Source organism: Bacillus sp. CCNWLW194 (assembly GCF_037120585.1).
Taxonomy (GTDB): domain Bacteria; phylum Bacillota; class Bacilli; order Bacillales; family Bacillaceae_G; genus Bacillus_A; species Bacillus_A basilensis.
Genome location: NZ_JBBBBL010000014.1, coordinates 35,588 through 51,030, shown reverse-complemented (window position 1 = coordinate 51,030; position 15,443 = coordinate 35,588). Strand labels below are relative to the sequence as shown.

Here is a 15,443-nt window from a genome sequence, read left to right as displayed (position 1 = left end):
ACAAGAAGCACTCACAAAGGTGCTTTTTGTAGTTTAACTGGATTAAAGATTACTGTAGTAACTATGGAGGAATATGATTCTGCTTCATAAAGTAAATGGAGAAAGTAATATGTAGTTTTGAATCAAACTTGCAAACGATAATTTTTTATTTTACAATTTATTTACCGACCGGTAAGTAAAAACAAGTGAGGTACAGTATGACAAAGAATTTACAAACATCTCAAAACATTGTAGCGGCATCATTTAAACTCATGGCAGAGCACGGCATTGAGAAGATGAGTCTTTCCATGATTGCGAAAGAGGTAGGTATTTCAAAACCGGCTATTTATTATCATTTTTCTTCTAAAGAAGCGTTAGTGGACTTTTTATTTGAAGAAGTTTTTTCTGGATATTATTTCATGAGTTATTTTGATAAAGAGCAATATACGAGAGAAAATTTTGCGGAAAAGTTAATCGCAGATGGTTTACATATGCTCTCAGAGTATGAAGGACAAGAAGGAATACTGCGCGTCATAAATGAATTTATCGTAACTGCGGCGCGAAATGAAAAGTATCAGAAACGTTTATTTGATATACAAGAAGAGTTTTTAAATGGTTTCCACGATTTATTGAAGAAAGGTGTGGAACTGGGCGTCGTGTCACAGCATGCAACGGAAGAAAACGCTCATACGTTAGCGCTTGTAATTGATAATATGAGCAATTACATGCTCATGGGATTTCAGTTAAAGTATAAAGAAATTTGGATTCGAAATGTGAAAAACGTCATGAAGGAGGAATAAAAGTGAAAATGCAAAAAAACTGGTGGCTCGGTTTTCTTGGATTTATTGGGGTGTATAAAATTCCAGGCATGATAGAAGCTTTTCAAGCGGATGGAAATTGGATGAAGTTAATCGGTTTCATTTGGCTACTTTGGTTCGGATATTTTATTCCTGAGAAGAAAGAAGATTAAATTTCAATTTTCTGTAAAGTTATGTAAAATATAGATTGAGACTATTCATATATTAGATTACTAGATTTGGAGTGGTTACATGGATCCATTGAAAAATGAAATTCACCCTGACATGGTCAAGGTGTGGAAAGTTCGGGCTGTAATAGAAGAAGGGATCGGTATTCTTGTCATTTTAGCGTACCTTTTCCTCATGATAAAGTTTGATTGGTGGGCGTGGATTTTGTATGTGATGATTGGGCTAACAGTTGTGTTCGCACCATTTTCGTACTTCTTATTCCCGAAACTACGTCAACGTTATTACAGCTACCAACTAAATGAAGAAGAGCTTGAAATTCAGCACGGTCTTTTTGTCGTAAAGCGCGTATTAGTACCGATGATTCGTGTGCAGCACGTTACGATTGAACAAGGGCCGATTATGAGAAAATATGGCTTAGCAGAATTACACATTTCAACAGCAGCAACTTCTCACAGCATCCCAGGCTTAACGATGTATGAAGCGGAAATGTTGAAAACGAAAATCGCAGAATTAGCGAAAGTGAGTGATGAGGATGTATAAGAGGCAGCATCCAATCACGATGTTATTGGAATTAAAAATAAGAGATTTTATACCACTCTTTATTTTCATGTTTAGCTTAAATGGAAAATTCCCGTTTTGGTACTTAATTCCCGCTGCATTTGGTTTACTCACTGTCTTTTCAGCGTTTGAAAAATGGTATTACACAACATATTGGGTTGAAAATAACGTATTACATGTGAAACAAGGGCTCTTTGTAAAGAAGGAGAGCTACTTAAATAAAGAACGTGTTCAAACGATTCATACAAGTTCTAACGTGCTATATCAAATGCTCGGTTTAAAGAAAATTCAGATCGAAACAGCTGGCGGGGGCGATGATGCGGAGGTTAGCTTAGCCGGTATTACAGTAGAAGAGGCAACTGAGCTTATTGCTTTGCTAAATGAGCCAACTCCAGAAGTGAAAGCAGAAGGAACGCTAGACGAAAAAGCGGAACATGCAGTAAAAAAAGAAATCGTTACAGAAGAAAAACAAACAACAGAATATAAATTGACTTGGAAAGAAATTTTACTAGCCTCTGTTACATCGGGGCAGTTTGGACTATTATTCTCGTTAATCTTTTTCGTGTATCACCAAGTAGAGGAGTACATTCCGAAATGGATAGAGAATAGCGTAAAGTCATATGTAATGCAACATGATATATATGGCTGGATTTTCATGGTAGCTATTTTACTCGTCCTTTCGTGGATTATATCTACAATCGGTTATGCGCTAAAACATGGAGATTTCACAGTAAATCGAAGAAATGACGAAGTCCGCATTTCACAAGGATTACTTGAGAAAAAAGAACTCGTCTTAAAGTTACATCGTATTCAAGGGATTACGATAAAAGAAAGTATTTTACGTCAGCCATTCGGCTATTGTGCTGTGCAAGTAGAAGTTATTCAAAGTAAGGGAACGGATGATGAAAAAGAAAAAGTTACACTGCATCCAATCATTCGAAAAGACCGAGTACAACAGTTACTCGCGCATTTACAACTACCATACGAACTGGATACAAATATTATTTCATTACCAAAAGCAGCATTACGCCGCTATCTCATTGATAGCTTCATCTTCTTCACGATGCTAGCAATTCCGCTTATTGGAATAAGTATATACTTTGAAAAACACTTCATCATGTGGGCACTAATTCCGCTCACGATCCTCATCTTTACACTTGGTTACGCAACATTTAAAACAAATGGTTACAGTGTAAACGGAGAGCAAATTACACTTGTATATCGCAGCGTTGGAAAATATACAGGACTTGTTAGAAGAAGACACGTCCAATCGATGGAAAAGACACAATCATATTTCCAGCGCCGGGCAGATTTATGTACGTATAAGTTTTCGAGCGCATCATCGAGTTATAAATTAGAGCATACGAGAGTAGAAGATGCGGAGAGAATGCAGGATTGGTATAAGAAGAGAATAAGTGAGAATTAAATGGAATGGCTCGTCTTTTGCGGGAGGCGAGTTATTTTTCTATGTAAAAATGATAGGAAATAATTAATAATATATGTGACGCAAAAAAAGTGAGGTGAGCAGGATTGGGAAAATTTTTAATTCCGTATTCCCATTCTTTATTAAGCTTATTTATTTCAATGACGATAATTCAAATATACGATGAGAAGGGGATTTTTGAAGGAGAGCTATTTTCTATTTTTACGAATCTTTTTATTGCTATGGCCCAAATGTTGGCCGCTACTTTGATAGTTGGAGTCCCTGTTGTTTTAGTTGGATGTCTTCTTGGGGAGATATTGTTTAGGTGCGTTATTTTACCTATAAAGCTACATTTTATCCCATCCTTAATTTTATATATTCTTTTAGCCATAAGTATTGTTTTTTGCTATGAAGTTATATCTGACGGGGTTCCTACAACATATGAAAATACTCGTATTATTAAAATGATGTACTTTATGGGATTAACTATAATTTGCTCTATTACATTTTTAGTAAGTAGGACTACATATGAAGGGAAATAAGGTGATTATATGAAATACACCTATCCATGCCGCGGATATAAAACAATAGAAGAAGAACCACCGGGTACATATGAAATTTGTAATATATGTTATTGGGAAGAGGATCCTGTTCAGCTTAAAGAGCCTGACCTTGAAGATGGAGCAAATGAAGTCTCGTTAAGACAAGCACAGAGAAATTTCATTGCATTTGGGGCTTGCGGGGAATGTTTTGTGAAATCAGTTAGAAATCCGACTAGTGAAGATGTGAAGGATGCTAGTTGGAAGCAAATTTGTTAAATAGATTAAAATAAAAATGTTATTACTCGATGTAACAGGAGTAATAACATTTTTTATGCAACGATGAAAGAATTAACGCCGTCTTATAAGGTAAAACAATAGAGATGATAAAGTAAAAAAAGGACTAAAACAGTAAATTTCACTAATGGATATATTAGGAATGAAAACAAAAGTATAGATGTATAGTCATCTTTGTGTATTTAATGTTATCATATTGAATGATATGAAAATTTTTAATAGAAGAAGCAACGAACAATTCAAAGGCGATGAAGCTTTTGTTGTATAAAGAAAATATTTATTATTACTCAGTGATATTAAAAATAAGATACGTATTTATATAAATTTAGTAGAAATGGGGTTTTAAAAAGGAATGAGTACAAGTATAACACGGCAAAAGATTTTAGAAGCCGCTTCTCAAATTGTGCAATGTAAAGGGGTTGCTAAATTAACCTTAGAAGCAGTGGCAAAAGAGGCGGGTGTAAGTAAAGGTGGATTATTGTATCACTTTTCAAATAAAGAAGCTTTAATAGAAGGTATGATAGTCAGAGGGGTAGAGGATTATGAGGGGGCCATTTACGCTAAAGTAGCGGAAGACTCAGAGAGGAAAGGAAGGTGGGTTCGCTCTTTTGTAGAGGAAAGATTAAGTAACGAGAGAAGAACAGAAGAGTTGTCTAGTAGTATGATGGCAGCATTCATGTTAAAACCTGAATTACTTGAGCCATTACAACAATCATTTCAGCAACTGCAAAAGAATATAGAAAATGATGAGATAGATTCAGTTTGTGCAACAATTATTAGATTAGCAGCAGATGGATTATGGTATGCGGAATATTTAGGGGTTGGAAGACTAAGGCCAGAGTTAAGAGAAAAAGTGATTCAAGCTCTTATTAATAATTCATATAAATAGAATATATTAACTATATAATATATAAATAATTCACCATTGCTTCTTTAATGTAGTGGTGAATTATTTTTTTTATTAGAAAAATAGAACAATTTTATAGAGTATTGAATTATAACCGTCCAGACGGTATAGTAATATTTGGTTTAAGAGGAAAATGAAACAAAAAAAGAATAAAAGATATTTTTAGCACACTATTCGAAAGGATAGGCCGCAAAGCTTAGAGTCTACGGTAATACATATTGGTTACTAAGATCGTCTGGTTGCACATTTTTGATGCAACCAGACGGTCTTTTTTTGTTATATAAATATAAAAATTTAGGAGGGAACTATGCAAATGAAAAGTACTAAAAGGCACATTTCAATGGTTTCATTAGTTTTTCTAGTATTATTTTCAGTGCTGAATGTGTGGGCTCCAGTTATTCAAGCTGCTGTGATGAAAAGTCCAGTGGACGAAATTAATATTTCCCGTACTGATGGCACGACATCTGAACCGTATCAAGCCTCAGATGGAATGAAAGTAGAAGTGAAGTGGTCAGCTAAAGAAAAAATAAAAAGTGGAGATCAATTCACAATTGATATGCCAAAAGAGTTTCGAAAAGACCTTATGAATATGAGTTTTCCTTTAAAAGATGCTGAAGGAAAAACAGTTGGTACATGTGAGATGAAAAAGGGTCTATTGACGTGTACTATGGGTGATTACGTAGAAGGAAAGAATAACATTAAAGGTTCTTTATTCGTAGAATTCTACTTTGGTCTAGAAGCATATGATGGTGTTAAAGAAATTCCATTAGAATTTAACGTTGATGGTCAAATCGTCAATAAAGAAGTAAGTGTAAATAATACGACAGAGAGACCGAAGCCACAGCCCAATACAGATAATCTATTGAAATGGGGTTCTTATAATCAAGAAGATCCGTCCATTGCTGATTGGCTTGTATATGTAAATGCAACTGGAACAGAAATGCAAGATCTTAAATTAACAGATACATTAGGACCTGGGCATGAGTTAATTACAGACAGTGTAGTATTAGAAGAGGCTGTATTTGAAGATGGTTATGCACCAACAAATATTAAGCCAGCAGATTTATCTAACATTAAAATAAATGCAACAAAGACTGGATTTACAATTGAGTTTCCAGACAGTTCAAAAGGTTATATTTTAAGATATAAAACAAAGATTACTAATCCTGCTGCAAAGCCTCATAAAAATACAGTGAAATTAGAAGGGGAAAATATTAAAACTGAAGAAAAAGTAGGACAAGTATTCGTAAGTGGTGGGGGAGGAACCGGTTCAGGTGACGATCATCCACCTAGCATTGAAAAAAATATAGTTGATGAGAATGGCAAGCTTGTAGAGAATGAGCAGCTAACACAAATGGATCAAGTTATTCAATACCAAGTTGGTACACATATACCAAACGATCCTCCTAAATACACATCAATGGTAATTAGTGATGATTTAGAAGATGTTTTAGAAGTATTAGAGGCAAAAGTGTATGATCAAAATGGCCAAGATATTACTTCTAAAGGAACGTTAAATATAGATAAACAAAGAAGTGAAGTAACATTTACGTTTGGTGAGAATTTTGACTATAAGTCATATGAAGACCAGATAATTAACCTCAGTATCAAGGCGAAAATCAAAAATAATGCAGACTTATCTTCTTACGTAGATAAGAAGATTCCTAATAAAGCGGAATTACATTTTGATGATAAAACATTAACATCAAAAGAAGTAACCATTACACCGCCTGAAGCTCCAAAAGATGGTACAGTATCGATTCATAAAATAGATTCTGAGAATCCGAACAAAGGGTTAAAAGGTGCCGAATTTGAAGTTCGAAATAGTGCAAATGAAGTTGTTGCAAAACTGAAAACGGACGAAAAAGGTTTTTCAGTACCTCAAACTTTAGCTCCCGGGACATATAAAGTTTATGAAACAGTAGCACCAGAAGGATATCAAAAATTAACAAGCCCAGTAGAGGTTACACTTCAAGCTGGAGAAACAAAAACAATTGAAATTAAAAATACTATGCAAAAGGGTCAAATTGAAGTAAAGAAAATTGATTCGGAAAATGGTGAAAAACCATTAGCAAATGCAGAGTTTGATATAGTAAAAGACGGTGTAGTAGTCGAACATATTGTTACAGATAAAGATGGTAAGGTAATCTCTAAACCGTTAGCACCAGGGAAATATATTTTAAAAGAAACGAAAGCGCCTGAAGGATACCAATTAAAAGAAACAGAGTTCGAAGTAAATGTAACAGGGGACGGCATATTCCCAATACAAGTGGAAAATGCAATGGTTGACAAAGGTAATATAGAAATTACAAAAGTGGACAAAGAAAACGGGGCAGTATTAGCGGGTGTCGAATTTGAAGTCCAAGATGAGAAAGATGGAGTAGTAAGAAAAGTAGTAACAGATAAAGATGGAAAAGCAAACGTTTCAGATCTATCAGTAGGAAAGTACAAATTAGTAGAGACGAAAAGCTTACCAGGTTATAAAAAGCTAACAGAACCAGTACCATTTGAAATTGCAAAAGGTATGACAAAAGCTTTAGCAATAAAAGTAGAAAATGAGCAGTTAGACAAAGGCTCAGTAGAAATTACAAAAATAGATAAAGATAGTCAAAAAGTATTAGAAGGCGTAGTCTTCGAAGTGCAAGATGAGCAAGGCAAAATAGTAACAAAAGTAAAAACAGATAAAGATGGTAAAGCGAAAATCTCTGATTTATCAGTAGGAAAGTACAAATTAGTAGAGACGAAAAGCTTACCAGGCTACAAAAAGCTAACAGAACCAGTATCATTCGAAATTACAAAAGGTATGACAACAGTCCTATCATTGAAAGTAGAAAATGAACAGTTAGATAAAGGTTCAGTAGAAATTACAAAAGTAGATAAAGACAGCAAAAAAGCATTAAAAGGCGTAGTCTTTGAAGTGCAAGATGAAGCTGGAACAGTAGTAAAGGAAGTAAAAACAGATAAAGATGGTAAAGCAAAAATCTCTGATTTATCAGTAGGGAAGTACAAATTAGTAGAGAAAGAAAGTTTACCAGGCTATAAGAAATTAACAGAGCCAGTATCGTTTGAAATTACAAAAGGCATGACAGAAGTTCTATCATTAAAAATAGAAAATGAAATGGTAGATACGGGAAATATAGAGATAACAAAGATAGATAAAGATAATAAAGCACCGTTAGCGGGAGTAACATTCATCGTCCAAGATGAAAAGGGTAATGAAGTTACAAAAGTAACGACAGATAAAGATGGAAAAGCAAATATTTCAGATTTACCTGTAGGAAAGTATGAATTAGTAGAGGTAGAAAGTTTACCTGGTTATAAAAAGTTAGAAAAACCAGTATCATTTGAAATCAAAAAAGGCATGACCGAGGTTCTATCATTGAAAGTAGAAAATGAAATGGTGGATACAGGGAATGTAGAGATAACAAAAATAGATAAAGATAGTAAAGCTCCATTAGAAAATGTTGTATTTGAAGTACGTGATTCAAAAGGAAAAGTAGTTGCAAAAGTAACGACGGATAAAGAAGGAAAAGCAAACGTTGCAGATTTATCTATTGGGAAGTATGAGTTGGTGGAAGTAGAAACACCGGCAGGATACAAACCACTAGAAAAGCCAATTTCATTCGAAATTGAAAAGGGTAGAGTAACAGCGCTAAAGCTAACAGTAGAAAATGAATTAGTGGATACAGGAAATGTAGAAATTACAAAAGTAGATAAAGAAAATAAAGATGCTTTAGCTGATGCAGTATTTGATATTCAAGATGAAGCAGGACAAGTAGTCGCTAAAATAACGACAGATAAAAAAGGACAAGCACAAGTTACTAATTTATCAGTTGGAACATATAAGCTAGTAGAAGTGAAAGCACCAAAAGGATATAAGAAATTAGTAGATCCAATTACTTTCCAAATTGAAAAAGGTATGAAAAAATCTCTTGCTTTAACAGTCGAAAATGAAATGTTAGACAAGGGTAATGTAGAAATTACAAAAGTAGATAAAGACAGTCAAAAAGCATTAGAAGGCGTAGTCTTCGAAGTGCAAGATGAAAAAGGAAAAGTAGTAACAAAAGTAACGACAGATAAAGAAGGAAAAGCAACAATTTCAGATTTATCAGTAGGGAAATATAAGCTAGTAGAGGTAGAAAGCTTACCAGGATATAAAAAACTAGCAAAACCAGTATCGTTTGAAATTAAAAAAGGTATGACAGAAGTTTTATCACTAAAAGTAGAGAATGAACAGTTAGATAAAGGCTCAGTAGAAATTACAAAAGTGGACAAAGAAAGTGGCGCGTTATTAGAAGGCGTAACATTCGAAGTGCAAGATTCAAAAGGCAAAGTAGTAACGAAAGTAACGACAGATAAAGAAGGAAAAGCGAAAGTTTCAGATCTATCAGTAGGAAATTACAAATTAGTAGAAGTAGAAAATTTACCAGGCTATAAAAAATTAACAGAGCCAGTAGCGTTTGAAATTAAAAAAGGTATGACAGAAGTCTTATCACTAAAAGTAGAGAATGAACAGTTAGATAAAGGTTCTGTAGAGATTACAAAAGTAGATAAAGACAGTCAGAAAGTATTAGAAGGCGTAGTATTTGAAGTGCAAGATGAGCAAGGCAAAGTAGTGACTGAAGTAAAAACAGATAAAGAAGGAAAAGCAAAAATTGCTGATTTATCAGTAGGTAAGTACAAATTAGTAGAGAAAGAAAGCTTACCAGGATACAAAAAATTAACAGAACCAGTAACGTTTGAAATTAAAAAAGGTATGACGAAAGTCTTATCACTAAAAATAGAAAATGAAATGGTAGATACGGGAAATGTAGAGATAACGAAGATAGATAAAGATAATAAGGCACCGTTAGCGGGTGTAGTCTTCGAAGTTCAAGGCGAAAAAGGAAAAGCAGTAACAAAAGTAACAACAGATAAAGAAGGAAAAGCAAACGTTTCAGACTTATCTGTAGGAAAGTACAAGCTAGTAGAAGTAGAGAGCTTACCAGGATACAAAAAATTAGAAAAGTCGGTACCATTTGAAATTAAAAAAGGTATGACAAAATCTCTAGTGTTCACTGTAGAAAACGAAATGGTGGATATGGGGAATGTTGAAATCACGAAAATAGACAAAGATAGTAAAGCACCATTAGAAGGTGTTGTATTTGAAGTACGTGATTCAAAAGGGAAAGTAGTTACTAAAGTAAAAACGGATAAAGAAGGAAAAGCAAACGTTTCAGATTTATCTATTGGGAAATATGAGCTGGTAGAAGTAGAAACATCAGCAGGATACAAACCGCTTGAAAAACCAATTTCATTTGAAATTGAAAAAGGTAGAGTAACAGCATTACAATTAACTGTCGAAAATGAATTAGTGGATACAGGAAATGTTGAAATTACCAAAGTAGACAAAGAAAATAAAGATGCTTTAGCTGATGCAGTATTTGAGATTCAAGATGAAGCAGGACAAGTAATTGCTAAAATAACAACAGATAAAAAAGGACAAGCAAAGGTTACTAATTTATCAGTTGGCACATACAAGTTGGTAGAAGTAAAAGCACCAAAAGGATATAAACCATTAGTAGATCCGGTTACTTTCAAAGTTGAAAAGGGCATGACAAAATCTATTGCTTTAACAGTAGAAAACGAAATGTTAGACAAAGGCTCAGTAGAAATTACAAAAGTAGATAAAGACAGTCAAAAAGTATTAGAAGGCGTAGTCTTCAAAGTACAAGATGAGCAAGGAAAAGTAGTAACAGAAGTAACGACAGATAAAGAAGGAAAAGCAAAAGTTTCAGATCTATCTGTAGGAAAGTACAAATTAGTAGAGAAAGAAAGCTTACCAGGATACAAAAAACTAACAGAACCAGTATCATTCGAAATTAAAAAAGGTATGACGAAAGTCTTATCAATAAAAGTAGAGAATGACTTATTAGACAAAGGTTCAGTAGAAGTTACAAAAGTGGATGCTGAAAGCAAAATTGTACTATCAGGGGCTGTTTTTGAAGTTCATGATAAAGGAGGACAAGTAGTAACGAAAGTAACAACAGATAAAGAAGGAAAAGCAAATATTTCAGATTTACCAGTAGGTAACTACACACTTGTGGAAGTGGAAGCACCAAAAGGATATGAAAAATTAACAAATCCAATTCCGTTTGAAATCAAAAAAGGAATGGTAAGTTCAGTTCAATTAGAAGTGTTAAATAAATTGCTTCCTTTAGCACCACCAGGTCCAGAGAAACCGGAAACAACGGATCCAGAAAAACCAGGAACACCAGATCCAGAAAAACCGGAAACAACGGATCCAGAAAAACCAGGAACACCAGATCCAGAAAAACCGGAAACAACGGATCCAGAGAAGCCTGGAACAACGAATCCAGAAAGACCAGGAACACCAGATCCAGAGACATCTGGAAAAGAATTGCCGAAGACAGGGCAGAAAATGCCGGTGGAACCATATATGGGAGCACTTCTTGTAATGATGAGTTTTGGATTACTCGTATTAGGTAGAAAAAAACAAAGATAGTGAAAGTGAAAAGGTATTCTCAAAGTACTTGAGGATACCTTTTTTATATTATTTGGCATAAAAAAGACATTTAGCAAAAGAACTCGATGTAAATAAAAAACAAAAAGGAAGACAAAGTTCATCCTTTTTTCCTCATGCGGTTATATCAAAAAAGTTAACTTTATTATATATATTTAATGTGAAAGCTATGAAAGTAAAAGGTCTTCGTAATGTTTGGGTGAAAAAAGAGTTATCTATGTAACTAATTTGAGGACTTTAAGAAAGAGGGCTTTTTCCTAAAGTATTCAAAGGATGATAGGTCCAATAGCAGGTGGGAGATGAAACTCGTTTTAGCACTGTATTAACACCTTAAAATGTAGATAGGGGAAAATAATGTAAAAAAACTATTGTATATTCAAAACTCTTATGTTACATTTGTGTTACAGATAAGTTACAAACCGTAACTTATGTTACATTTTGTTTTCTGTTGTTTTTCGGTATGTTACGAATTGAGGTGCGTATCGAATCGACCGATAATATATAAAGTTAAAAAAATACAAAACTAAAAATAGCTTTTCTATGTGTATAAGAGTGTGTGTAGTAAAGAGCCTGGTGAGAGCTTTACGCACATTATTAAAATTCCTTTCTGTCTTAAAAGAAGAAGAAAACCAACTACCAACTATTTAGGAGTTTTAAGTAATGATAGTAAATGAAATGTACTTCCTTTCCCACACACAATGTAGTACATATTTACTTTCAGTCTAATTACTACACAGACTTTTATACATATGACGTTATTGTTTTAGGAATGCATAGGGGGAGAAACATTGAGGAAGTTATTAACGGTAATTGGAATTACATTTTTAATGTTAGCAGGATGTAGTAATGGAGATTTTGAAAAAGAAATAGATGCAGGGAAGACCGCGTTAACGAATAAAGAATATAAAAATGCCTTATCATCATTTGAACGAGCGCTGGATGAGAAAAAAGACGATTCAGATACAATAGTGCTTGTAGAACAAACGAAAATCATGATGGAAGCAGTGAAGTTAAAAGAAGAAAAAAAGATAGAAGAATCAATTAAGTCATTTGAAAAAGTAGAGAACATGAAGGATGGAAATACTACACTTATAAAGCAGGCCAAGGAAGAACGAACAGCATTATTAGCCATTTTAGAACAAAAAAAGAAGTATAGCGAGCAACTGACGAAAAGTGAAGAGTTAATAAATAAGAAAAGTTATGCAGAAGCGAAAGAGCTATTAAATAAGCTAGTTTCAGAAACAAAAGATAACAAGAATCTTGAAGAATATAATAAAAAGGCTGTAGGATTAATCACTAAAATTGGTGAAGAAGAAAAAAATGCAAAGAATGTAACGGCAGCAGCAAAGGCACAAAAAACTGATGCAGTAACGAGTCAAAAGGTAGCAACAGAAAAGAACCAAAAAGCAGAGCCAGAAAAAAATCAGAAGGCAGTAACAGAAAAGAACCAAAAAGCAGAGACAGAAAAGAATCCAAAAACAGAGACAGAAAAGAACCAAAAAGTAGAGACAGGGAAGAATCAAGATGCATTTACTTTTGAGAAAGCTACAGCATATATCAAAAATGAATATAAAGAAGACTATGATTACACGCTAGAGAATACGCAAGTAGAGAATGGAAAGAAATATTATCAAATTAGAGTGCGTACGACATATAAAATAGAAGGCGCAGCTGGATCAGGATTTACTGGAGTATTCAAGGTATATGAAGATGGTACAATTGTTGAAATGTACTAAATTGATGAAAAGAATACGATACAAAACAGTAATAAAAATAGAGAGAATAAAAAGGTATCCTTCAAGTATGAGGATACCTTTTTACGTTTTAAATCGTTCTTTTTGACTAATCTTTAATAATCAATCCCAATAAAGATGCAAACTGAATAGCTTGGTGTGGTGACACTTTACATCCTCTTAGGTTGTTCACTGAAACCGTAAGTGTATCAAAAGTAGAAGAACTAATATCGATTCCTTTTAGTGATGTTTGATCGAAATTTGCTTCGTCAAGGCTGCATGAATCAAATTCAACCTTCTTTAGCTTACAGTCAAAAAAGTCTGCATTATTTAATGAAGTTTCATTAAATATAATCTTTTCTAGTTTAGAATTTCCAAATGAGGCTAAATTCAAAATTGAATTTTCAAATTCAACATTCCCTAAGCTAGATTCTGTAAAATTAACTCCAATTAATTTACTGTTTTTAAATTCGACTCTGTGAACAGAAGAATTGCTTAAATTAACATTTGATAAATCACAGTTTTCAAAACAAACATCTGTAATATCAATATTGCTAAAGTCTGTATTTGTGAACTTACAATTCTTTATCACTGCACTATATAAACGCACTCTATCTACAGATTCATTTTCAAAAGTGGAATCGATAATTTCACACATTTCTAATGTTGAATCTTCTTCATAAAAAATATCGTGAAAATTCTTTAAAGATAACTCTGGTGAAATTTTTGGTCTATCAATTTTCATATTATGTCCTTCTTTCATTGAATTAGTTAGCTAGAAAAAATGGTATGTCCTATAGAAAGAGCTGTGTAGAAATTTCATCTCTTTTTATACTACGCTTTTATTAACTTTAGCAATAAATGCATAGTCGTGTATTCTCTAAAAGTTAACGGTTCATTTCACGTTGCAGTATTTCAAAAAATAACGATACATGATAGCCATCAACTGTTGCATGATGAACCTTAATATTCACTGGCATTAACAACTGTGAACCAACTTTTTCGTATTTTCCACTAGTAATCATTGGTGTTAAATTATTTTTGATAGCTCCTTGATGAGATGAGAAATGTTCAAAATGCATCCAAGGAATGGATGAAATATTCACCACGTTTGGCGGAACAACTCCCATTGGTACGATATCTGTTGTATTTGTGTAGTCTTTTATAAGCCTTTTGTACTCACGATCAACTGATTTATAATCTGTTAATTCTTCTAACCATAAATTATAAAATAGCCCTGTGTCTTGATTAAAGTTCGTAAATGTTGGCACTAATTCTTGCCATTCTACTAATTGTTTATCCCTATGGGCATACTTCAAATTCGGGATCTTGTTAACCGATTTAGTCAAATTAAAAATGGAGTAAGCATAAAAACTTATAGATTCGTCTTTGCATTTTTTAACTGCACGAGTAACATCAATTTTGACTGTCATTTCAAACGTTGTGTTTGTCAACATAAAATACTCATAGTAGTTTCTTCTTGAGAAATTCTCTAAATCAATGATTTGATAATCTATCATCTATTTTAACCTCTTTTTTTTATAAATTCGATGATTGTAATGGCACCCATTTTTTATTACCCTTCCATTAACTTTAACGATAAAATAATAATGTCTCCCTTAAGAGGAGAGTCAAGGATAAGGGGGCAATATAAATTGGGAAATTTATTTTCTATTGGTGAAGTTGCTAAAATGAAAGGTGTTACAATAAAAGCTTTAAGATATTACCATCAAACAGGTATTCTTGTCCCGGTATATATTGATACGAAAACGGGTTATAGATACTATTCGGTAGATCAATTTGTTTATATTGATATAATTAAAGTTTGTAGAGATTTAGGAACGAGTACGAAAGAATTGCAAAAAATTTTTACGGAAAAGAATATGGATGAATTATTAAAATTTTTAGCATTAAAAAGAGAAGAAACTGAGCAAAAGATAAAAGAGATGCAAGCAGTCATTCATACAATTGATAAACTAAATAATAGTGTACAAGTCGCTAAAAAGGCACTAGTACATGATCAAATAACAATACAGTATTTTGAGCAACGTTATATCGTCACTGCTCCATGCAAAGAAGTGGGTAATTTTAAAGAATTCCTTTATTATTCAGATGTAGATAAAATTATTCAGGAGAGAAATTTAGAAACAACGATGGAAATTGGTATAGCATATACCATTCATTCAAAATACAGATTTGAACCAAAGTATGCTTTTTCTGTGTTATGTAAATATGATTACACACAGAAAGAGCAAAATATAGATATATTACCAGAAGGTAACTATTTGATACTGGCCTATAAAAAGAATAATAAAGAAGAAAGTATGGAGAAATTAAAAGATTATATAGAGAAAAATAATATAACAATCAAAAATTGCATTGAAGTGGAATTATTAGATGAGTTTTTTAGTACGGATTCTTACAGTTGCCAAATGCAATTGCTTATAGAGAATGAGTGAAAACGCACTTTAGAGCATACTCAGAAATAATATAAACTA

General features: G+C 33.2%; 12 protein-coding genes and 1 riboswitch. Of the genes, 10 read left to right on the top strand and 2 right to left on the bottom strand.

All coding sequences use genetic code 11. The features are described from left to right. The first annotated feature begins 197 nt into the window (after positions 1-197). The 9 genes from V7S50_RS25775 (at position 198) to V7S50_RS25735 (ending at position 12,948) form a co-directional block, all read left to right on the top strand. On the top strand, positions 198-779 hold the full coding sequence (locus V7S50_RS25775; protein WP_242255601.1) for a TetR/AcrR family transcriptional regulator: 582 nt from the start codon (positions 198-200) through the stop codon (positions 777-779). A gap of 2 nt (positions 780-781) precedes the next feature. Further along, positions 782-949, top strand: a complete 168-nt coding sequence (locus tag V7S50_RS25770) for a hypothetical protein (RefSeq protein ID WP_000783813.1) — start codon at positions 782-784, stop codon at positions 947-949. Between the two features lie 79 nt (positions 950-1,028). Further along, a complete protein-coding gene (locus tag V7S50_RS25765; RefSeq protein ID WP_000371358.1) occupies positions 1,029-1,505 on the top strand; it encodes a PH domain-containing protein in 477 nt (158 codons plus the stop codon). Next, positions 1,498-2,949: a PH domain-containing protein gene (locus tag V7S50_RS25760; RefSeq protein ID WP_336376607.1), complete on the top strand. Its 1,452-nt coding sequence runs from the start codon at positions 1,498-1,500 to the stop codon at positions 2,947-2,949. Before V7S50_RS25765 ends, V7S50_RS25760 begins: the two co-directional genes overlap by 8 nt. 104 nt (positions 2,950-3,053) lie before the next feature. After that, positions 3,054-3,488, top strand: coding sequence for a hypothetical protein (locus tag V7S50_RS25755; protein ID WP_000514471.1), 435 nt, complete (start codon positions 3,054-3,056; stop codon positions 3,486-3,488). Positions 3,489-3,497: 9 nt separating this feature from the next. After that, a complete protein-coding gene (locus V7S50_RS25750) occupies positions 3,498-3,764 on the top strand; it encodes a CPCC family cysteine-rich protein (RefSeq protein ID WP_242255597.1) in 267 nt (88 codons plus the stop codon). A gap of 370 nt (positions 3,765-4,134) precedes the next feature. Further along, a complete protein-coding gene (locus V7S50_RS25745) occupies positions 4,135-4,671 on the top strand; it encodes a TetR/AcrR family transcriptional regulator (protein ID WP_242255595.1) in 537 nt (178 codons plus the stop codon). Between the two features lie 172 nt (positions 4,672-4,843). Further along, positions 4,844-4,936, top strand: a riboswitch (cyclic di-GMP riboswitch). A 60-nt stretch (positions 4,937-4,996) separates the two neighbouring features. Then, complete coding sequence (locus V7S50_RS25740) at positions 4,997-11,194, top strand: SpaA isopeptide-forming pilin-related protein (protein WP_336376608.1); 6,198 nt, start codon at positions 4,997-4,999, stop codon at positions 11,192-11,194. A gap of 806 nt (positions 11,195-12,000) precedes the next feature. After that, entirely contained in the window at positions 12,001-12,948 is a 948-nt protein-coding gene (locus V7S50_RS25735; protein WP_098556854.1) for a hypothetical protein, read from the top strand. Positions 12,949-13,054: 106 nt separating this feature from the next. Here V7S50_RS25735 and V7S50_RS25730 read toward each other — a convergent pair whose 3' ends face one another. After that, on the bottom strand, positions 13,055-13,690 hold the full coding sequence (locus tag V7S50_RS25730) for a pentapeptide repeat-containing protein (protein ID WP_098556853.1): 636 nt from the start codon (positions 13,688-13,690) through the stop codon (positions 13,055-13,057). Between the two features lie 142 nt (positions 13,691-13,832). Beyond that, positions 13,833-14,465 carry a CatA-like O-acetyltransferase gene (locus V7S50_RS25725; protein ID WP_242255592.1) on the bottom strand — a complete coding sequence of 211 codons (633 nt, stop codon included), beginning with the start codon at positions 14,463-14,465 and terminating at the stop codon, positions 13,833-13,835. A 135-nt stretch (positions 14,466-14,600) separates the two neighbouring features. Here V7S50_RS25725 and V7S50_RS25720 point away from each other — a divergent pair, with 135 nt between their 5' ends. Next, positions 14,601-15,404, top strand: coding sequence for a MerR family transcriptional regulator (locus V7S50_RS25720; RefSeq protein WP_336376609.1), 804 nt, complete (start codon positions 14,601-14,603; stop codon positions 15,402-15,404). Positions 15,405-15,443 lie beyond the last annotated feature (39 nt).

What these genes read in the sequence shown, in the direction of transcription:
- V7S50_RS25730 (WP_098556853.1), bottom strand. Translation starts at nt 13,690, where the DNA reads ATGAAAATTGATAGACCAAAAATTTCACCAGAGTTATCTTTAAAGAAT.
- V7S50_RS25765 (WP_000371358.1), top strand. Translation starts at nt 1,029, where the DNA reads ATGGATCCATTGAAAAATGAAATTCACCCTGACATGGTCAAGGTGTGG.
- V7S50_RS25725 (WP_242255592.1), bottom strand. Translation starts at nt 14,465, where the DNA reads ATGATAGATTATCAAATCATTGATTTAGAGAATTTCTCAAGAAGAAAC.
- V7S50_RS25775 (WP_242255601.1), top strand. Translation starts at nt 198, where the DNA reads ATGACAAAGAATTTACAAACATCTCAAAACATTGTAGCGGCATCATTT.
- V7S50_RS25750 (WP_242255597.1), top strand. Translation starts at nt 3,498, where the DNA reads ATGAAATACACCTATCCATGCCGCGGATATAAAACAATAGAAGAAGAA.
- V7S50_RS25740 (WP_336376608.1), top strand. Translation starts at nt 4,997, where the DNA reads ATGCAAATGAAAAGTACTAAAAGGCACATTTCAATGGTTTCATTAGTT.
- V7S50_RS25745 (WP_242255595.1), top strand. Translation starts at nt 4,135, where the DNA reads ATGAGTACAAGTATAACACGGCAAAAGATTTTAGAAGCCGCTTCTCAA.
- V7S50_RS25760 (WP_336376607.1), top strand. Translation starts at nt 1,498, where the DNA reads ATGTATAAGAGGCAGCATCCAATCACGATGTTATTGGAATTAAAAATA.